The sequence below is a fragment of the Conexibacter stalactiti genome (assembly GCF_033542075.1).
Classification (GTDB): Bacteria; Actinomycetota; Thermoleophilia; order Solirubrobacterales; family Solirubrobacteraceae; genus Conexibacter; species Conexibacter stalactiti.
Genome location: NZ_JAWSTH010000058.1, coordinates 1 through 17,752, shown reverse-complemented (window position 1 = coordinate 17,752; position 17,752 = coordinate 1). Strand labels below are relative to the sequence as shown.

The 17,752-nt window shown below is 73.5% G+C and carries 23 protein-coding genes and 1 pseudogene; 15 read left to right on the top strand and 9 right to left on the bottom strand.

Annotated features, from left to right (window positions below):
• The first annotated feature begins 16 nt into the window (after positions 1-16).
• The 10 genes from R7226_RS19460 to R7226_RS19415 all read left to right on the top strand — a co-directional run bounded on the left by R7226_RS19460 (position 17) and on the right by R7226_RS19415 (position 7,440).
• Positions 17-880, top strand: coding sequence for an ACP S-malonyltransferase (locus tag R7226_RS19460; RefSeq protein ID WP_318598947.1), 864 nt, complete (start codon positions 17-19; stop codon positions 878-880).
• Positions 873-1,895 (top strand): beta-ketoacyl-ACP synthase III, encoded by a 1,023-nt coding sequence (locus R7226_RS19455; RefSeq protein ID WP_318598946.1) that lies wholly within the window; start codon positions 873-875, stop codon positions 1,893-1,895. Before R7226_RS19460 ends, R7226_RS19455 begins: the two co-directional genes overlap by 8 nt.
• Complete coding sequence (fabG, locus tag R7226_RS19450) at positions 1,877-2,629, top strand: 3-oxoacyl-ACP reductase FabG (protein WP_404827877.1); 753 nt, start codon at positions 1,877-1,879, stop codon at positions 2,627-2,629. Before R7226_RS19455 ends, fabG begins: the two co-directional genes overlap by 19 nt.
• A gap of 32 nt (positions 2,630-2,661) precedes the next feature.
• On the top strand, positions 2,662-2,910 hold the full coding sequence (locus tag R7226_RS19445) for an acyl carrier protein (RefSeq protein WP_318598941.1): 249 nt from the start codon (positions 2,662-2,664) through the stop codon (positions 2,908-2,910).
• Positions 2,910-4,109: a beta-ketoacyl-[acyl-carrier-protein] synthase family protein gene (locus tag R7226_RS19440; protein WP_318598939.1), complete on the top strand. Its 1,200-nt coding sequence runs from the start codon at positions 2,910-2,912 to the stop codon at positions 4,107-4,109. The genes R7226_RS19445 and R7226_RS19440 overlap by 1 nt, the downstream gene beginning before the upstream one ends.
• On the top strand, positions 4,106-5,539 hold the full coding sequence (locus tag R7226_RS19435; RefSeq protein WP_318598938.1) for an acyl-CoA carboxylase subunit beta: 1,434 nt from the start codon (positions 4,106-4,108) through the stop codon (positions 5,537-5,539). The genes R7226_RS19440 and R7226_RS19435 overlap by 4 nt, the downstream gene beginning before the upstream one ends.
• Positions 5,529-6,314 (top strand): enoyl-ACP reductase FabI, encoded by a 786-nt coding sequence (gene fabI / locus R7226_RS19430; protein WP_318598935.1) that lies wholly within the window; start codon positions 5,529-5,531, stop codon positions 6,312-6,314. Before R7226_RS19435 ends, fabI begins: the two co-directional genes overlap by 11 nt.
• Positions 6,315-6,352: 38 nt before the next feature.
• A complete protein-coding gene (locus R7226_RS19425; RefSeq protein ID WP_318598932.1) occupies positions 6,353-6,571 on the top strand; it encodes an AbrB/MazE/SpoVT family DNA-binding domain-containing protein in 219 nt (72 codons plus the stop codon).
• Between the two features lie 8 nt (positions 6,572-6,579).
• A complete protein-coding gene (locus tag R7226_RS19420) occupies positions 6,580-6,966 on the top strand; it encodes a PIN domain-containing protein (RefSeq protein ID WP_318598929.1) in 387 nt (128 codons plus the stop codon).
• A gap of 102 nt (positions 6,967-7,068) precedes the next feature.
• Positions 7,069-7,440, top strand: coding sequence for a nuclear transport factor 2 family protein (locus tag R7226_RS19415; RefSeq protein ID WP_318598927.1), 372 nt, complete (start codon positions 7,069-7,071; stop codon positions 7,438-7,440).
• A gap of 56 nt (positions 7,441-7,496) precedes the next feature.
• On the opposite strand, the gene R7226_RS19410 is transcribed toward R7226_RS19415, so the two are convergent.
• From R7226_RS19410 to R7226_RS19400, 3 genes are read right to left on the bottom strand one after another with little or no spacing between them, the layout of a single operon-like run.
• A complete protein-coding gene (locus tag R7226_RS19410) occupies positions 7,497-8,537 on the bottom strand; it encodes a hypothetical protein (RefSeq protein WP_318598926.1) in 1,041 nt (346 codons plus the stop codon).
• A gap of 40 nt (positions 8,538-8,577) precedes the next feature.
• The gene (locus R7226_RS19405) at positions 8,578-9,057 is read right to left on the bottom strand and encodes a Clp protease N-terminal domain-containing protein (RefSeq protein WP_318598924.1); all 480 of its coding nucleotides are present in this window, start codon (positions 9,055-9,057) and stop codon (positions 8,578-8,580) included.
• Positions 9,057-9,290, bottom strand: coding sequence for a helix-turn-helix domain-containing protein (locus tag R7226_RS19400; RefSeq protein ID WP_318598923.1), 234 nt, complete (start codon positions 9,288-9,290; stop codon positions 9,057-9,059). The genes R7226_RS19405 and R7226_RS19400 overlap by 1 nt, the downstream gene beginning before the upstream one ends.
• Positions 9,291-9,411: 121 nt before the next feature.
• Between R7226_RS19400 and R7226_RS19395 the strand changes: the two genes are divergently transcribed.
• The 3 genes from R7226_RS19395 (at position 9,412) to R7226_RS19385 (ending at position 10,858) form a co-directional block, all read left to right on the top strand.
• The gene (locus R7226_RS19395; protein ID WP_318598922.1) at positions 9,412-9,951 is read left to right on the top strand and encodes a hypothetical protein; all 540 of its coding nucleotides are present in this window, start codon (positions 9,412-9,414) and stop codon (positions 9,949-9,951) included.
• 35 nt (positions 9,952-9,986) lie between these two features.
• Complete coding sequence (locus tag R7226_RS19390; protein WP_318598921.1) at positions 9,987-10,244, top strand: hypothetical protein; 258 nt, start codon at positions 9,987-9,989, stop codon at positions 10,242-10,244.
• Positions 10,245-10,345: 101 nt separating this feature from the next.
• Positions 10,346-10,858, top strand: a complete 513-nt coding sequence (locus tag R7226_RS19385) for a hypothetical protein (RefSeq protein ID WP_318598920.1) — start codon at positions 10,346-10,348, stop codon at positions 10,856-10,858.
• A 12-nt stretch (positions 10,859-10,870) separates the two neighbouring features.
• On the opposite strand, the gene cofE is transcribed toward R7226_RS19385, so the two are convergent.
• Genes cofE through npdG form a run of 4 tightly spaced genes read right to left on the bottom strand, consistent with a single transcriptional unit; the run spans position 10,871 to position 13,991 of the window.
• A complete protein-coding gene (gene cofE / locus R7226_RS19380; protein WP_318598918.1) occupies positions 10,871-11,653 on the bottom strand; it encodes a coenzyme F420-0:L-glutamate ligase in 783 nt (260 codons plus the stop codon).
• Positions 11,654-11,658: 5 nt separating this feature from the next.
• Positions 11,659-12,327: a 2-phospho-L-lactate guanylyltransferase gene (gene cofC / locus R7226_RS19375; RefSeq protein ID WP_318598916.1), complete on the bottom strand. Its 669-nt coding sequence runs from the start codon at positions 12,325-12,327 to the stop codon at positions 11,659-11,661.
• A 54-nt stretch (positions 12,328-12,381) separates the two neighbouring features.
• Positions 12,382-13,308 carry a 2-phospho-L-lactate transferase gene (cofD, locus tag R7226_RS19370; RefSeq protein WP_318598915.1) on the bottom strand — a complete coding sequence of 309 codons (927 nt, stop codon included), beginning with the start codon at positions 13,306-13,308 and terminating at the stop codon, positions 12,382-12,384.
• Positions 13,305-13,991 (bottom strand): NADPH-dependent F420 reductase, encoded by a 687-nt coding sequence (gene npdG / locus R7226_RS19365; RefSeq protein WP_318598913.1) that lies wholly within the window; start codon positions 13,989-13,991, stop codon positions 13,305-13,307. Before npdG ends, cofD begins: the two co-directional genes overlap by 4 nt.
• Positions 13,992-14,083: 92 nt before the next feature.
• Between npdG and R7226_RS19360 the strand changes: the two genes are divergently transcribed.
• Entirely contained in the window at positions 14,084-15,022 is a 939-nt protein-coding gene (locus R7226_RS19360) for a hydroxymethylglutaryl-CoA lyase (protein ID WP_318598912.1), read from the top strand.
• Here R7226_RS19360 and R7226_RS19355 read toward each other — a convergent pair.
• Both R7226_RS19355 and R7226_RS19350 read right to left on the bottom strand, forming a co-directional pair.
• Positions 15,009-15,788, bottom strand: a complete 780-nt coding sequence (locus R7226_RS19355; protein WP_318598911.1) for an enoyl-CoA hydratase/isomerase family protein — start codon at positions 15,786-15,788, stop codon at positions 15,009-15,011. The genes R7226_RS19360 and R7226_RS19355 overlap by 14 nt on opposite strands.
• 40 nt (positions 15,789-15,828) lie before the next feature.
• Complete coding sequence (locus R7226_RS19350; RefSeq protein ID WP_318598910.1) at positions 15,829-16,299, bottom strand: DUF1707 SHOCT-like domain-containing protein; 471 nt, start codon at positions 16,297-16,299, stop codon at positions 15,829-15,831.
• Between the two features lie 103 nt (positions 16,300-16,402).
• On the opposite strand from R7226_RS19350, the pseudogene R7226_RS19345 reads away from it, so the two are divergent.
• Positions 16,403-17,752: pseudogene (locus tag R7226_RS19345) on the top strand (hypothetical protein); the annotation flags it as partial.

Here is a 17,752-nt window from a genome sequence, read left to right as displayed (position 1 = left end):
CACAAGGATGCGGCCAGTGAAGACCGCCGTACTGTTTCCGGGCCAAGGCAGCCAGACGCCCGACATGCGCGACCAAGTCGCCGCCCGCCGTCCCGACCTGATCGAGCTGGCGCTCGACGTCGTCGGCGACGATCCCTTCGCCCGCGTCGACGACGGCACGCGCTTCGCCCAGCCGGCGATCTACTGCGCCTCCGTCGTCGCCTGGGAGCGCTTGGCCGAGTCCGGCCTCCAAGCCGAAGTCGTCGCCGGCCACTCGCTCGGCGAGCTGGCCGCGCTCGTCGCCGCCGGCGTGCTGAGCGCCGAGGACGGCCTGCGCGTCGTCGCCACCCGCGGCCGCCTGATGCAGGAGTCGGGCGAGCGCGCCGGGGACGGCTCGATGCTCGCGCTGCTGGGCACCGGCGCCGCCGAGCGCGCCTCGCAGGTCGCCGAGCCGCACGGCCTCACCGTCGCCAACGACAACGCGCCCAACCAGGTCGTGCTGTCGGGCAGCAGAGGCGCCTTCTCCGCGGCGACCGTGACCGCCAAGGGACTCGGCCTCCGTGCCGTCCCGCTGCCGGTCACCGGCGCCTTCCACTCGCCCTTCATGGCCGAGGCGGTGCCGGAGTTCGCCGCGGCGCTCGCCGCCGTCGAGTTCTCCGCCCCCTCGATCGAGGTCGTCAGCTCGATCACGACGGCGCCGTTCGACGACGTCGCCGCGCGCCTCGCCGACGCGCTCACGCAGCCGGTCCGCTGGCGCGAGACGCTGCTGACGCTGCATGCCGGCGGCGCCACCCGCTTCGTCGAGACCGGCCCCGGCAAGGTCCTCACCGGCCTCGTCCGCCGCACCGTCTCCGACGTCGAGGCGGTCACGGCCGAGCAGCTGGAGGCAGCAAGTGCCTGACTCGACCGCGCCCTCCGAGGCCGGCCTCGGGGCGCCGTCGCCGGCGGTCCCGCGCGGCGCCGCGCTGCGCTCGGTCGCGGCCGTGCTGCCGGAGACCGTCGTCCACAACGACGCCGTCGCCGCACGCATCGGCAAGAGCGACGACTGGATCTACACCCGCACCGGAATCCGCGAGCGCCGCGTCGCACGTGACGACGAGCGGTTGTCGGAGTTCGCCGCCGCCGCCGGCCGGCTCGCGCTGGAGCGCGCGGGGATAGACGGCGCTGACCTCGACCTCGTGCTGGTCGCGACGATGACGCAGGACGAGGTCACGCCGAACGCCGCGCCGCTGGTCGCGCACGCGCTCGGCGCCAAGCGCGCCGGCGCGATCGACGTCGGCGCCGCCTGCACCTCGTTCCTCTCCGCCGTCGCGCTCGCCGCGGCGCAGATCGAGACCGGCCGCGCGACGAAGGTGCTCGTGATCGGCGCCGACTTCATCAGCCGCATCACCGACCACGACTCGAAGGCGACCGCGATGCTGTTCGCCGACGGCGCAGGCGCGGTCGTCGTCACGCCGGCCGAGGCCGAGGACGCCGACGAGCTCGGCTCGATCGGGCCGATCCTGTTGAGAGCCGACGGCTCCGCGCCGGAGATCCTCTACGCCACGCACGAGCAGAGAACGCTGCAGATGGACGGCCACGAGACCTTCAAGCACGCCGTCAACCGGATGTCGGAGGTGACGCGCGAGGCGGTCGCCGCGGCCGGGCTGACGCTCGAGGAGATCGACCTGTTCGTCTACCACCAGGCCAACGGCCGGATCGTCCGCGCCGTCGGCGAGCGGCTGGAGCTGGACACGGCGAGAGTCGTCGACTGCATCGAGAAGACGGGCAACATGTCCGCCGCCTCCATACCGTTCGCGCTCGACGCGGCGCGCCGGGACGGCCGCCTGCGGCCGGGCGCGCGGGTGCTGCTGAGCGCCTTTGGCGCCGGCTTCACCTGGGGCGGCGGCGTGATCGAATGGGGAGGAACGCTGTGAGCAGCACCGAGCGCAGAGGCTGCGCCCTCGTGACGGGCGCCTCGCGCGGCATCGGCGCCGCGACGGCGAAGGCGCTGGCCGCTGACGGCTGGCCCGTCGGGGTCGGCTACGTCAACGGCGCGGAGGCCGCCGCGGCCGTCGTCGCGGAGATCGAGGCGGCCGGCGGCCAGGCGCTCGCGCTCGGCGGCGACATCACCGACTCGGCCGTCGCCGACAGCCACTTCAGAGCGCTCGAGGAGCGCTTCGGCACCGTCCTCGTGCTCGTCAACAACGCGGGCCTGCGGCGCGACAACCTCTCGCCGCAGATCAAGGACGACGACTGGGACGCCGTGCTCGACACGAACCTCGGCGCCGCCTTCCGCATGACGCGGCGGGCGATCCCGTCGATGCTGCGCGCGCGCCACGGACGGATCGTGAACATCGCCTCCGTGGTCGGGCTGCGCGCCAACCCCGGCCAGGCGAACTACGCCGCTTCGAAGGCCGGACTCGTCGGAATGACGAAGACGATCGCCGCCGAGGTCGCCCGTCGCGGCGTGACCGTCAACGCGGTCGCGCCGGGACTGATCGAGACCGACATGACTGCCGATCTCGACGGCGAACTTCTGAAGGTCGTGCCGGCGCGCCGGCCCGGGACGCCGGAGGAGGTGGCGGCCTGTGTCCGCTTCCTCGCCTCCGATGACGCGGGCTACGTCACCGGTGCAACCTTGACCGTCGACGGCGGTATGTCCGCCTGACACCTGAACTCGAACACGCAAGAGGAGAACCCATGGCAACTGCTGCAACCCCCGAAGCCGTCGAAGGACGCATCGTCGAGGCGCTCGCCTCGTTCGGCCCCGACGTCGAGCAGGTCACCCGCACGGCGACCTTCGAGGAGCTCGACATCGACTCGCTCGACCTCGTCGAGCTGGCCCAGATCGTCGAGGACGAGTGGGGCGTGGAGCTGAAGGGCGACGACATGAAGTCGCTGAAGACGGTCGGCGACGCGATCGACCTCGTGGTGGCGCGGGCCAGCTGATGAAGAGACGCGTCGTCATCACCGGTGTGGGTGCCGTGACCCCGCTCGGGGTCGGTGCCGAGCCGCTGCTGCGACGCTGGGCGGCCGGCGAGAGCGGCATCGTCGACGGTGAGGGTGCTTCGCGCGACTACGTCGCGAAGGAGCACCTCTCCGTCAAGGAGGCTCGCCGCGCCGACCGCTTCGCGCAGCTTGCGATGGTCGCGAGCGATGAGGCGATCGCGCAGGCGTGGGGCGAGGAGAAGCCCTACGAGACCGAGCGGATCGGCTGCATCCTCGCGACGGGCATCGGCGGCCTCGAGTCGCTCGAAGGCCAGCACGACAACCTGCGCGACAAGGGCGAGAAGGCCGTCTCGCCGCTGTCGGTCCCGCTCTTCATGGTCAACGCCGGCGCCGCGGCGCTGTCGATGCGCCACGACCTGCGCGGCCCGTCGTTCGCGGTCGGCTCGGCCTGCGCGGCCGGCGGCCACGCGATCGGCACGTCACTGCGGATGATCCAGATGGGCGAGGCCGACGCGGTCGTCACCGGCGGCGCCGAGGCGACGCTGACGCCGCTCTCGCGGGCCAGCTTCAAGGCCGCCGGCGCGCTGTCGCCGAGCGGCATCTCGCGCCCGTTCGACAAGGACCGCGACGGCTTCGTGATGGGCGAGGGCGCTGGGATCCTCGTGCTGGAGGACGCCGAGAAGGCGGAGGCGCGCGGCGCCACCGTCCTCGGCGAGATCCTCGGCTACGCGACCACCTCGGACGCGTACCACATCACCGCGACCGAGCCCGACGGCACCTACGCCGCCAGAGCGCTCGCGCAGGCGATCGCCGAGGCTGGCCTGACGCCGGAGCAGATCGACTACGTCAACGCGCACGGCACCTCGACGGAGCTCAACGACGCCGCCGAGACCGCCGCGATCAAGCGCGTCTTCGGGGAGGCGGCGAAGGGCGTGCCGATCTCCTCGACGAAGTCCGCGATCGGCCACCTGCTCGGCGCCGCCGGCGCCGTCGAGGCGATCGTGACCCTGCTTGCGCTGAACGCGAAGACGATCCCGCCGACGCTCGGGCTGAAGGAGCCCGGTGAAGGTCTCGACCTCGACTACGTGCCCGGCGCGGCACGGCCGCTCGCGCCGCGCAACGGAAAGCCAAAAGCCGTGTCGAACTCGTTCGGCTTCGGCGGCCACAACGTCGTGCTTTGTCTGGAGGGAACCGCATGAGTGCCGTAGCAGCGATCAGAACCGACGAGCGGCTCACCCCGCACGAGCGGATCGAGCTGCTCTGCGACGAGGGCACGTTCGAGGCAGTCCGCTCGAGCGTGCTGTCGCCCAAGCTCGGTGCGCGCGCTCGCGAGGGCGACGGCGTCGTCGGCGGCCTTGGCCGCATCGGCGGCCGTCCCGTCGCCGTCTACGCGCAGGACGCGCGCTACCTCGGCGGCTCGCTCGGCGCCGCGCACGCGGACACGATCAATCGTGTGATGGCCCTTGCCGGCCGCGCGCGGGTACCGATCGTCGGCTTCATCGAGTCCGGCGGCGCGCGCATGCAGGAGGGCACGGCGGCGCTCGGCGGCTACGGGCGGATCTTCCGTCAGAACGTGCTGCTGACCGGCGTCGTCCCGCAGATCTCGATCATCGGCGGCCTCTCGGCCGGCGGCGGCTGCTACTCGCCGGCGCTGACCGACTTCGTGATGATGACCGAGAACGCCGCGATGTTCCTGACCGGCCCCGGCGTGGTCAAGGACGTGATGGGCGAGGACGTCACCGCCGCCGAGCTGGGCGGGCGCAAGGTCCACGAGAAGAACGGCGTCACCGACCTCGTCGCGCCCGACGACGTCGGCGCCGCGCACATGGCGCGCTCGCTCCTCTCCTACCTGCCGCAGCACGCCGGCGGCCGGCTGCCGAGAATCCTCTCGGTCGACCCTGACTTCTCCGACCCGGGCGCCGCGGTGCCGGACGACCCGCGCCAGGTCTACGACGTCCGCACGGCGCTGAAGGGCGTCATCGACGGCGGCTCGCTGCTGGAGATCGCGCCGAAGTGGGCGCGCTCGATCGTGACCGCCTTCGCCCGCATCGACGGCCGGCCGGTCGGCGTGATCGCCAACCAGCCGCGCTACATGGGCGGCGTGCTCGACTCCGACTCGTCGCAGAAGGGCGCGCGCTTCGTCGAGACCTGCGATCGCTACGGCATCCCGCTCGCCGTCTTCGTCGACACGCCCGGCTTCATGCCCGGGACGCGGCAGGAGCAGGCCGGCGTGATCCGTCACGGCGCGACGCTCGTGCGCGCCTTCGCGAAGGCGACCGTGCCGCGCGTGACGGTCGTGCTGCGCAAGGCCTACGGCGGCGCGTACATCACGATGAACTCGAAGGACCTCGGCGCCGACCTCGCCTTCGCGTGGCCCAACGCCGAGCTGGGCGTGATGGGCGCGCAGCCGGCCGTCGGCGTGCTGCACCGCCGCGAGCTGGCGGCGGCGGAGGATCCGGCCGCGCTGAGAGCGGAGCTGGCCTCGGCGTACGCCGAGGAGCACCTCGGCGCGCAGATCGCCGCCAACGCCGGCTTCGTCGACGAGGTGATCGAGCCGCACACGACCCGCCGCCGGCTGGCGTGGGCGTTCGAGGCGATGGACGACCGCCGGGCGCCGCATGCAGCTTGACGGTCGCCGGTACCTGATCACCGGCGTCCTGACGAAGGACTCGATCGCGTTCTCGACCGCCCAGCTCCTGCAGGAGCTGGGCGCCGAGGTGCTACTGACCGGCTTCGGGCGCGCCAAGCGCCTGACCGACCGCGTCGCGGCGAAGCTGCCGCGTGAGGTCGAGGTGCTGGAGCTGGACGTCAACAACGCCGCCGACTACCCGCCGCTCGTCGCGCACATCGACGAGAGGTGGGGGAGACTCGACGGTGTCCTGCACGCGGTCGCGTTCGCGCCCGAGGACGCGCTCGGCGGCAACTTCCTGCAGACGCCGGTCGAGTCGGCGCTGACGGCCTTCCAGACGAGCGCCTTCTCGCTGAAGGAGCTGGGCCGCGCGCTGCGCCCGCTGCTCGTCAGATCCGAGGGCGGCGGCGCGATCGTCGGACTCGACTTCGACGCGACGGTCGCCTGGCCGATCTACGACTGGATGGGCGTCGCGAAGGCGGCGCTGGAGTCGACCTCGCGCTACCTCGCGCGCGACCTCGGCCCTGACGGCATCCGCGTCAACCTCGTCTCGGCCGGTCCGCTGAAGACCGTCGCCGCGGGCGGGATCCCGGGCTTCCAGACGCTCGCCGACGCGTGGGGCAAGCAGGCCCCGCTCGGCTGGGACGTGACGGACCCCGAGCCGGTCGCGCGCACGATCGCCTTCCTGCTGTCCGACTGGGCGAGCGCCATCTCCGGCGAGATCGTCCACGTCGACGGCGGCTTCCACGCGATGGGGACGGCGATCAACCCGTAGGTGCCGGTTCCGGCATGCCTTTACGCTACGGTAAAGGCATGCCGCGGATCTCTTCCAAGCATCAGGTCACGCTCCCGGTCGAGACGCTCGAACGGGCCGGGATGGGCCCCGGCGACGAGGTCACGATCGAAGCCGACGGACCCGATGTGATCGTCGTGCGCCGGATACCGAGCAGACCGACCGATGCGCTCGGCATCTTCGACGGCCTGTACGAGCCCGGTTATCTGGAGAGACTGCGCGCCGGCGAGCGGGCGTGACCGCCTGCGTGCTCGATACCGATGTCGTGATCGCTGCGCTCGACCGGCGTGACGCTCACCACCGCGCCGCCGCCGAACTGGTCGTGGCGCTGATCGACGCCGAGACGCCGCGGCTGCTGTCGTCGGTCAACTACGCAGAGGCGCTGGTGCGACCGGCTGCGGATGAACTGACGCTGCGCCGCGCCGTCGATGCGATCGCCGGTCTCGGCATCAGAGTCGTCGCGCCGACCGCCGAGATCGCGCGCGCAGCGGCACGGCATCGCGGGCGCGGCATCAGCCTCGCTGACGGCTTCGCGATCGCCACTGCGGAGGCCGGTGGTGCAGCGGTCGCGAGCTTCGACAGACGCGTTCTTCGCACGGCGAGAGCGCTCGGCCTTCCACTCGCGGGCGGCTGAGGGGAAGGAATCCGGTGTGACCTGGGCGGCGGCGATGCACCGGCGTCGCCCAGGGAGGAAGATCGCTGCTGAGCACAGCCCCGTGTGAAGGAGCGAACCACGATGAGCACCACCGCCTCCGACCAGCTCGACCTCGCCGCGCTCAAACGCGCGATCGAGGCGCGCGACGCGGCGACGATCGCCGGCTTCTACGCCTCCGACGCGACGATCGTGATGGTCGACCACGAGCACCCGCCGAGCAGACCGCAGCGGCTGGAGGGGATCGACGCGATCCGCGCGATGCTCGACGACGTCTACTCGCGCGACATGACGCACGAGATGACCCACGCGGTCGGCGGCAGCGGCGGCGCGGCCTACACGGTGGCGTGCAGATACGCCGACGGGATGTGCGTCGAGGTCGCGACGGTGCTCGACGTCAGAGACGGCCGCATCGTCCACGAGGAGGGCGTGCAGGCCTGGGACGAGGCGGGCTAGGGCGGGTCGTCACAGCGAGCGAGCGACGTCCGGCGCGACCGGCCGGCCGCGACGTGTCAGGGATCGCTGAACGGCTCGATCGGCACGCCGTGGTCGTGCTCGCGCATGCCCAGCTCATAGGTGCCGCCGCCCGCGACGGTCAGCTCCAGCGGCGGCTGGTCGCGGCGGGAGACGCGCACGCGCAGGTCGGCGATCGCGCAGTGGGCGGTGTGGTGCTGCGGCCCGGCCGGGTCGCTGTAGAGCCAGCCGACGACGTCACGCGGGGGCGCTGAGACCTCGACGCGCACGGTCAGGTCATCGCCGGGCAGCCACAGCTCGGCCCGATGCGGTCGCTCCTCGACGCGCGTGCGGCGGGCGCGGCCGATGCCGCCGAGACGATGGCGGACGCCGTCGAGCGAGAGGCAGCCGTTGGCGATCCACGGCGTCGTCCAGCCGCCGACCTTGATCCGCCCGAGGATCACGTCGAGCCAGGCGTCCGGCCGCTGCTCGAACGCGGTGCCATGGAGCCAGATCCAGCGCTCGGCGTGCTCGGCGCCCCAGTTGTGGCCGACCATTCCCGGCCAGCCGTCGAGCGTGACGGTGCGGCCTCTGACCGTGACGGTCCCGTGCACGTGCACCGCGGGCAGCAGGCTGAGCGCCTTCGTGCGCGGCAGCGGCGCCGTGTACATCCAGCCGCGGGGGAGGTACGGGAAGGCCGTCTCGCCGCCATCGAAGCGCAGCTCCCACGACGCCAGGTCCGGGACCTCGCCGTGCGCGCCGTCGGCGCCGATGCGGGCGTCGCCGATGTGGAGCCAGGTGGGGGCGGATCCGCGACCTGCCCCACCTTCGGTGGCGCTGGGCGCGCCGCCTCTGCCGCCTGCGCCGTCGCCGGACGCGAGCCGCTCTGGCGGCTCGGTCACCTTCGCCGCGTGCGGGCCCTCGTCGTCGAACAGCGTCGCCCACAGCGAGCCGACCGGCGCCTGGCCGGGCCGCTTGTGGACGGTGTAGCGCAGCCACACTGCCGTGCGCGAGGCCGCGTCACCGGCCTTCAGGTAGAAGCTCTCGTAGTGCCCCTTCGCCGGGTCGACGGACGGGTAGCGGGCGTCGGCAGCCTCCATCGCGGCGACGCTACCAGCGGGCCCGCAGCCCGCGCGCCGCTCAGCCGAGCAGCCGCTCGGCGCGCGACGCGAGCGCGATGCGGTCGACCTCGACCCCCGCGAGCGCGCGCGGAACCGTGCCGACCTCGGCGCGCAGCAGCCCGATCAGCACGTGCACGGAGGTGATGCGGCGGTCTCCGCGCGCGGACGCCGCCTTCACGGCCCGCTCGAGCACGCGCTTGGCGGAGGTCGCGAAGCGGGGGCTGCGGCGCGGCGCCGGCGGGCGCCGCGGCAGCTCGAAGTCGCCGATCGCGACGCCGCCGGCAGCGAGGCTCAGCTCGTTCTCGCGCTCCAGCGCCGCCAGCACGCGCTCCTCGTCGAGCCCTTCGGCGCGCAGCAGCGCGCCGCCGGCGCTGCGCGGGTCGGCGGCGAGCGCCAGCAGCAGATGCTCGGCCTCGATCGTCGGCGAGCCGAGCGCCGCGGCCTGCTCCAGCGCGCCGTGGACGACGGCCCGGGTCTCTCTTCCGAAGCGGTTGAACATCAGCGTCTCCTGGTCCGCGTGAGGCCGCTCTCGGCCAGTCGCTTGGCGTGCTTCTTGTGGACCGCCTGGCGCGTCACGCCGAGCGCCTCGGCGACCTGCTCCCACGTCCAGCCGTCGGCGAGCGCCCGTTCGACGCCGGCATCCTCCATCCGGTCGGCGAGACGGCGCAGCGCGACGACGGCGGCGAGGCCGTCGGCCGGCTGGGCGGGCGGTTCGGGCAGCGTGTCGGTCATCGCTAGCAACCGTAGTTGACAGCTTCCGACGTTGTCAACCCTGGTTGCGAACGCGCTGTTCGCGCAACCCTCCTGGCGCGCTGCCGTTGCAACCAGCGTCAGCAAACGACAGGGGAACGTCATGAACCGCATCATCGCCACCGGCGCCGCCGTGGTCAGCGTCGCCGTGCTCGTCGCGTCGTTGATCGCCGTGCTGGCCACCTCGCAGGCCGGCGCCGCGAACCGTCCGACGAGAGCGACGCGCGCCGTCATCAACGACTGCGCCGGCAGCCCCACCGGTCTGCTGCAGAACCGCTACAGCGCACGCGTGCTGAGACTGTCGCTGCGGCGGATGAGCGGTGACGTCCGCGAGTACACCGGCTGCCGCGACGCGATCCGCCAGCAGCTGCGCCGCTCGCACGCGACGATCGTCGCCGGCATCCGCCGCAGCGCCGCGGGCGGTCGCGTCAAGGGCCGCGTCACGCTGCTGCACCGGGGCCGCACGGTCGACGCGCTCGCCGTCAGAGGTGGCAGAACCGTCACCTTCAAGGTCGCGCCCGGCACCTACGCGCTGCGCGCCGACGGCCGCAGACGCTGCACGGTGCGCGTCGTCGCCAGGCAGCGGATGACCCTCCGCGCGAGCGTGGTCTGCGGCCGTCAGGCGCGGATCGCGCGAGCGTGATCTGCGAGCGTTGACGCGGGGGATACGCTGGAGCGGTGAACGAGCGCCTGCGCGACACCTTCACCCCGATCGTCAACAGAGTGCCGCTCGACGAGAGGGCCCGCGCGAACCGCTCCGCCTTCCATCTCCGCGCCGCCGTCGCGGCCTTCGTCGCGACGACGGCGCTGGTCGTCGGAGAGGTGGCCGAGCTGGAGCGCGCGACCGATCTCGGCGTCGCCCTGCTGCTCGCGACGCCGTTCTGCTGGCTGGTCGCGATCGGCCGCGATTGGCGCGAGCCCGACGAGCCGCGCTGAATTCAATCCGGAGCAACCGCGCAACATCGTTGGCGCCTCGCCGTTCATGCTGGTTGAGCGCTCTCACCGTTCATCCAAATTCAGTACAGGGGTCCATCAGCATGAAACGCATCTTCGCCATCGGCGCAGCCGTCCTCGCCTGCGCCGGCGCCGCCGTGGGCAGCGCCTCAGCCGGCAGCCCGAGCGCCGCCGACGACGGCCTCAGCGATCAGTCGGCGCGGGTCCTCTACGACTGCGCGACGAGCACCACGGGCCTGCTGCAGCGCCGCTACAGCGTCCGCATCCTGCGGATCGCGCTGCGTGAGATCCCGACCGACGTCGCCGACTACACCGGCTGCCCGGAGGCGATCCGGACGGCGATCGAGGAGTCGACGGCGACCGTCTCGGCGACGATCAAGCGCACGCGCCGCGGCGGCACCGTCGCCGGCACGATCGCGCTGCTCGACACGCGCGGCCGCACCGTCGACCAATTGAGAGTGCGCCGCGGGCACGGTGCCAACTTCCAGGTGATCCCCGGTCGTTACACCGTCCGCGCCAACAACAAGAAGCGCTGCACGTTGAGAGTGACCGCGCGCGAGTGGCGCTCGGCGCAGGCGACGATCATCTGCCGCTGAGGGCTGAACAGCTCAGCGGCGGAACATGTCCTCGGCGGCGGGGCGTAGCAGCGCCCTGACGCCGGGGCCGTCGTCGGCGGTGACGTGCGCGGCCAGCCCGCGCAGCACGACCGCCGGCTGGCGCGAGTCCTTGCCGCGCGCGAGGTCGGCGGCCGCCGCCAGCTCGTCGGCGGTCGCGATCCACGTCGCGCGCAGCTCGCGCCCGACGCTGTCGGTGCGCCCGCGCCAGTCGTCGCTCGGCGCCACGCCGGCGATCCCGATCGCGACGTCGACCTGGCCGTGGCGCCACGCGCGGCCGAAGGAGTCGGTCACGATCACGCCGATCGCGGCGCCGGTCAGCTCGCGCAGCCGCGCCCGCAGCGCCCGCGCGGAGCCGTCGGGATCGCGCGGCAGCAGGATCACCGTCTCGGGCTCATCGGCCGGGGCGTTGGAGGCGTCGACGCCGGCGTTGGCGCAGACGAAGCCGTGGTGGGTGACGCAGATCAGCACGCCGCGCTCGGCGCGCAGCAGCTCGGCGCTCTCGTCGAGCACGACCTGCACGTGGCGGGGATCCTTGCCGCCCTGCTGGGCGAGCATCTGCGCGCGCGGTGACGGCGTCACGTCGCTCAGCCTCCGCACCGCCCCCTCGGCCTTCGAGACGGCCTTGTGCGCCAGCACGAGCACGTCGCCGTCGGCGAGGCCGCCGTCGAGCCCCGCGCCGGACGCGCCGGCCGCCTGCGCGAGCAGGGCTGCGAGGTCGGTGCCGGCGGCGATCTCCGGCAGCCCGTCGAGCGCGACGGCCGAGAAGGAGCCCACCGGCGCTACTTCTGGTTGGTGCGCATCAGCTGGTTGAGCATCCCGCGCGTGTGCGCGGCGCCGCCGCGGCGGGAGGCGATCACCTCTCTGAGAGCGGTGAAGTCATCCGGCGTGTCGACGTCGAGCGCGAGCGACTCGACCTCGGCGATCTCGACCGCTATCCCGGCGTTCTCGGCGAGCGAGCGGTGGCGGTGGAGCGAGTCGATCCCGTAGGCCGGCTGCAGCACGTCGGGCGGCTGCAGCAGCAGCGCGTTGGTGCCGCTCAGATGGCGGTCGGGCACGACGACGACGTAGCGGTCGGCGGTGCGCGGCCGGCCGAGCAGCGCGTCCAGCTCGGCGGGGTCGAGCATCGGCGTGTCGCCGGCGATGCAGAGGACGCGCGTGGCGCCCAGTTCGCGCGCGTGCGCGACGCCGCGCAGCACCGCTCTGTTCTGGCCGCTCTCGGAGGGATCGTCGAGCGGGATCGCGTCGTAGCCCTCGGCGACGCGCTGCGCGCCGGGGTCGGCGGTCAGCACGAGGGTTCTGTCGATGCCCTGGGTCCGCCTCAGAGCGGTCAGCACGTCGACGTACATCGCTTCGGCGAGCGCACGCCGCGGACCGGCCTGGAGCGCCGGTTCGAGACGGCCCTTGGCCCCCTCGAAGCGCTTGACCGGCAGGATCGCAAAGGTGGACATCGGCGGAGAACGGTAACCCTTCGGCCCGATCGACCAATCAGTGGTGTGCCCGCGTCAGCCCGCGAGCGTCGCCGCGAAGGCGAGCGTGGCGCGTGCCAGCCGCTCCCGCGAGGGCCCGTCGGACATCAGCAGATCGGCGGTGTGGACGGGGATCTGGGGTGCTTCGGGGCCAAGCGGCTCGTCGCTGACGATGCCGTCGAGCAGGTCGCCATAGAGCGCCGCGACGCCACCTGCGGAGAGCGGCTGGCCGGCCCACTCGAGGAAGGCGGCGGTCGGTCCCTTGACGACCTGGCCGCCGACGATCGGGCTGACGGCGACGACCGGGGCGGCCGCCGCGCCCAGCGCCTCGCGCAGTCCCGGCAGCGCGAGGATCGGCCCGATCGACAGCAGCGGGTTCGACGGGCCGATCACGATCGCGCGCGCGGACGCGACCGCTTCGAGCACCTCGGGCGTCGGGCGCGCCGACTCGGCGCCGCGGAACTCCAGCCCCTCGACCGGTCCGGCCGCTCTGCCGACGATCATGAACTCCTGGAACGGCCACTCGCGCCCCTGCGCGCGCACGTGCGTTCGGACGGGGTCGTCGGACATCGGCAGCACGCGCGCGGGCAGGCCGAGCGCGCGGCCGAGGTCGGCGAGCGCGTCGGTCAGGCGGTCGCCGGCGGCCAGCCGGCGGGCGCGCTCGATCCCGTACGCGAGGTCGCGGTCGCCGAGGTTGAACCAGACCTCGACGCCCAGCTCGCGCAGGCCGTCCATCACGTGGAAGGTGTCGCCGTCGAGCCCCCAGCCGCGCGCGTCGATGCGGTCGGCGAGCCAGAAGCTGACGAGGTCGGGGTCGGGCGAGACGTGCGCGCCGTAGATCTCGGTGTCGTCGCCGGTGTTGGCGACGACGACCAGCTCGTCTCTCGGCAGCACCGCCGCCAGGCCGGCGGCGAGCTTCGCGCCGCCGGTCCCGCCCGCGAGCGCGACGACCGGGCCGGTCACTCGAATCTGGAGCCGTTGGGCAGGCCGGTCAGTCTGATCCCGGCCGTCGCTCTGTGGCGGATGTTGATGCCGATCGTCAGCGCCGTCAGCTGCTCGGTGATGCGGGCCATCTCCAGCCGCCCGGCGTCGATCGGCCGCAGCCCGTCGATCAGGCCGATCAGCGCGGCGACGCGGGCCTTGGCGGCTCTGTCGTCGGCGGCGATCAGGACGTCCTCGTCGAAGGCGTGGTCGAGGTCGGCGAGGTGTTTGGCGGCGACCGTGTGGAGGCCGGAGACGACGCTGACGCCGGCGGGGACCAGCTCCTGCGCCTGCTGCGCGGCGGAGCCCTGCCAGACGCTCAGCACGCGCGTTGCGCGTCCGCCGACCGCGGCCGCCAGCGGAACCGTCACGTCGAGCAGCACGGTGCCGGGGGAGAGCGCTTCTCTCAGCGATCTGAGCGTCGGCGCCTGCGAGGCGAACGGGACGCTGAGGACGACCAGCGAGGCGCCCGCCGCGGCGTCGGGGTTGGCACGGCCGTCGACCTCGGCGCCCGGGACGGCTTCGCGCACGCGCGCGGCCGCCTCGGCGGCGCGCTCGGCGTCGCGGGAGCCGATCGTGACGGTGACGCCGGCGCGCGCCAGCCGCAGCGCGAGCCCGAATCCGAGGTCGCCGGTGGCGCCGATGATCGTGACGGGAGATTCCATACCGCGCAGTATATGAGCGGGCTTTCGACGGAGGACCCGAGCGGATCCTGGGACCGCGTTCGCGGCTCGCGCCCGCGGGCTAGACTCGCCTCATGGGCGAGCTGCCGCAGCGTGTGAAGATCCGTGAGGTCGGCCCTCGCGACGGCTTCCAGAACGAGCCGGAGACGATCGACACCTTCGACAAGGTGCGGCTGATCGACCAGCTCGCCCGCACCGGCCTCAGACGGATCGAGGTGACGAGCTTCGTGCGGCCCGACGTGATCCCGCAGCTGGCCGACGCCGCCGCCGTGCTGGAGGCGATCGAGGTGCCCGACGACGTCGCGCTGAGCGTGCTGGTGCCCAACGAGCGCGGCCTCGACCGTGCGCTGGAGCACCGCGACCGCTTCCACGAGATCTCCGTCTTCCTGTCCGCCAGCGAGTCGCACAACCGCGCCAACGTCAACCGCTCGATCGAGGAGTCGCTCACGGGGCTGCGGCTGGTTCTCGGCCGCGCGCGCGACGCCGGCTTGCGCTGCGAAGGGGTCATCTCGACCTCGTTCGGCTGCCCCTACGAGGGCGTCGTGCCGGCGGAGCGGGTCGCCGAGATCGCGCGCGAGCTGCGCGATGCGGGCGCCCAGGAGATCGGCTTCGGCGACACGACCGGGATGGCCAACCCGCGCCAGGTGCGCGAGCTGTTCCCGGCCTGGCGCGAGGCGCTCGGCGACGACGTCGAGCTGACCGCCCACTTCCACAACACGCGCGGGCAGGCGCTCGCGAACGTGCTCGCGGCGCTCGACGTCGGCGTCGCCTCGTTCGAGTCGAGCTTCGGTGAGCTGGGCGGCTGCCCGGTGCCGGCCGGCGCGACCGGCAACGTCGCGACCGAGGACGTCGTCTCGATGCTCGAGGAGATGGGCGTGCGGACCGGGATCGACCTGCCGGCGCTCGTCGTCGCGACCGGGATGGCCCGCGACGTGCTCGGCCGACCGCTCGGCAGCCACGTCGCGACGGCCGGCCCGGTCGACTGGAGCGGCGCCGCTCCTACGTCCCGCTGAACTGCGGCAGCCGCTTCTCCGCCAGCGCTCGCGCGCCCTCGGCGAAGTCCTGCGAGGTGGCGCAGATCTGCTGCGCGGCGACCTCCAGCTCCAGCGACGCGGCGAGCGTCGGCTTGGCGACGCTGTCGAGCACGCGCTTGGCGAGGCCGACGGCGATCGGCGCGCACGCCAGCAGCTCGTCGACGAGCTGCTGCGTCGCCGCCTCCAGCTCCTCGGCCGGCGCGACGCGCGTGACGAGGCCGATCCGCTCGGCCTCCTCGGCACCGATCAGCTTGCCCGTCATGATCAGCTCCTTCGCGCGGCCGAGGCCGACCAGCGCCGGCAGCCGCGTCGAGCCGCCGACGTCCGGTATCAGCCCGATCCGCGTCTCCGGCAGCCCGAGCACCGAGTCCGCGGCGGCCACGCGGAAGTCGGCCGCGAGCGCCAGTTCGAGCGCGCCGCCGATGCAGCCGCCGTGGATCTGCGCGATCACCGGCTTGGTCATCTCCTCAGCGATGTTCCAGGCGTCGATGCACTCGCGCCGGAAGGCGCGCAGGTGCTCGGGCGTGCTCGCCAGCCCGCCGAGCGCGCCGAAGTCCATCCCGGAGGAGAACATCGCGCCGGCGCCGCGCACGACGACGACACGGATCTCGGTCGCGTTGGCCGCCTCCTTCAGCGCGGCGCCGGTGGCGAGCACCAGCTCGCCGTCGAAGGCGTTGCGCTTCTGCGGCCGGTTGAGGATCAGGTGGCGGACCGCGCCGCGGTCCTCGGTCTCGACGAGTGGCATGGCTGGCGCCTCCGGGCTTCCGGGTGGGATCGCGGGCAGGCTATCGGCGAGGGGAGCGATCCGCGCCGGGCCTGCTGGAGCTGCCCTGGCCGAGCCGGCGGCGCTCGTCGGCGCCCGGCCCCAGCTCGTTCCAGGTGACGAAGAGGCTGCGCGCGCCGACGCCGAGCATCACCCAGATCGGCCAGAAGCCGGCGCCGGCGCCGGTCGCCACCCAGACCACGACGCAGACGAGCGAGATCAGCGCCGCTGAGCCGGCGTTGTAGAGGACGCGCTTCTTCGCCGCCTCGCGCCCGGCGTCATGGCCGGGGCGGGCGGGGGTTGCGGGCAGCGCCGGCAGATCGGCGAGCAGCGTGCTCAGCTCGCTGACGGTGCGGGCGGCGTAGGCGGCGTCGCTGCGCTCGTCCAGCTCTTCCTCGCTGAGGCGCCCGGCGCCGAAATGGTCGCGCAGCTGCGCCACGGTGCGTTCGCGCTCGGCGTCGGATGCGCGCAGGTCGGGCTCGGCGGGGCTCATCGGGTGGATGGTAGGCGGGGCGCGGCCGGCGCGCGAGCGGGGTGCCGGCGCCGGCCGCGCCTCGGGCGCGACCGCCGCCGAGCGCCTGGGTAGGCTGGCCGGCATGGCAGAGACGACCGACCAGAAGGAGTCCGGCGGCAGCGCGGGGCCGATCCCGCCCGAGCTGCAGGCGCGCCTGCGCGAGGGGGCTGAGCTGCTGCGCCCGCATCCCCACCGCGGCGACCTGATCGCGGCCGGCTCCGTTCCGCTGACGGTCGCGCTGCTGTTGATCAACCTGCGGCTCGACGACAGCTGGGGTCACGGCGTCTTCTTCGTGCTGATGGCGCTGGCGGCCGGGCTCGTGCTGGGGATGGGGGTGCTGGCGCCGCTGGAGGGCGAGCGGCCGCGCGCCTACCAGGTGGTCCTGCAGCTGACGGGCCTGGCGCTGCTGTTCGTCGCGCTGATGCGGCTGGCGCAGGTCTTCGGCGTCGACGAGCCGCTCGACTCCGCCTGGACGGCCTTCCTGATCCTCGGCATCGTCAGCGCGGTCGCGACCTGGCTCGCGCGCGAGCGGCGCAGCGAGATCTGCACGCTCGTCGCCGGGATCACCGGCACCTTCGCGCTGCTGGCGCTCGTGACGTGGGTCTTCTCGCCCGACGGGCCGACGACGACCCGCTGGGTGCTGCTGCTGGCGGCGCTGCTGCTGCTCGTCGGCGCGCTGCTGCTGCGCGACCGCCACCGGCAGGAGTCGGTCTACCTGGTCGACGCGGCCGGCGTCGCGGTGCTCGTGCTGGCGCTGACGTTCGTCACCGAGCTGCTGTTCGGGCCGCTGTTCGGCGGCTTCGGCGGCAGCGAGTTCTCGCGCGCGTCGGTCGCGCCGGGGGTGCTGTGGAAGGTCGTGCTGCTGGCATCGGGGCTCGGTCTCGTCGCCTACGCGGGCGTCGACAGAGAGGCCGGCCCGGGCTATCTGGGCTCGGTGATCCTGCTGCTGTTCGTCGTGCTCGTCGGGATCCCCGGCGAGGACGGTCCGAGCCTCTGGTTCTGGCCGCTGGTGCTGCTGCTGATCGGCGCCGCGATGATCGCCGCCGGCCTGCGCCCCCGCCAGCCGCTGCCGCCCGAGCCCGACAGGGGCGGCCCCGCGCCGGTCGTGCCGGCGCCTGTCGCGCCTGCCACTGGCGGTCCCGCCGCTCCGGCGCCCGCTCCCGCCGCGCCGGCTGGCGTGCCCGCTGCTCCTGCGACGCCGCCTTCGCGGGCGGCTGCTCCGCCGCCGCCCCCGCCGTCTCCTGCTCGTGCGGCGCCGGCGCCGCCTCCACCGCCGCCGTGGATGAAGGCGCCGGTGGACGAGTCCGGGGAGGAGACGGCCGCGTCCGATTTCGTGGTGGAGCCGTCCGCGCCCGCCGCGGAGCCCGAGTCGCCCGCGCCAGCCGCCGAGGAGGAGCCGCCGGCGGCTGCCGCCGAGGAGGAGGCGCCGGCC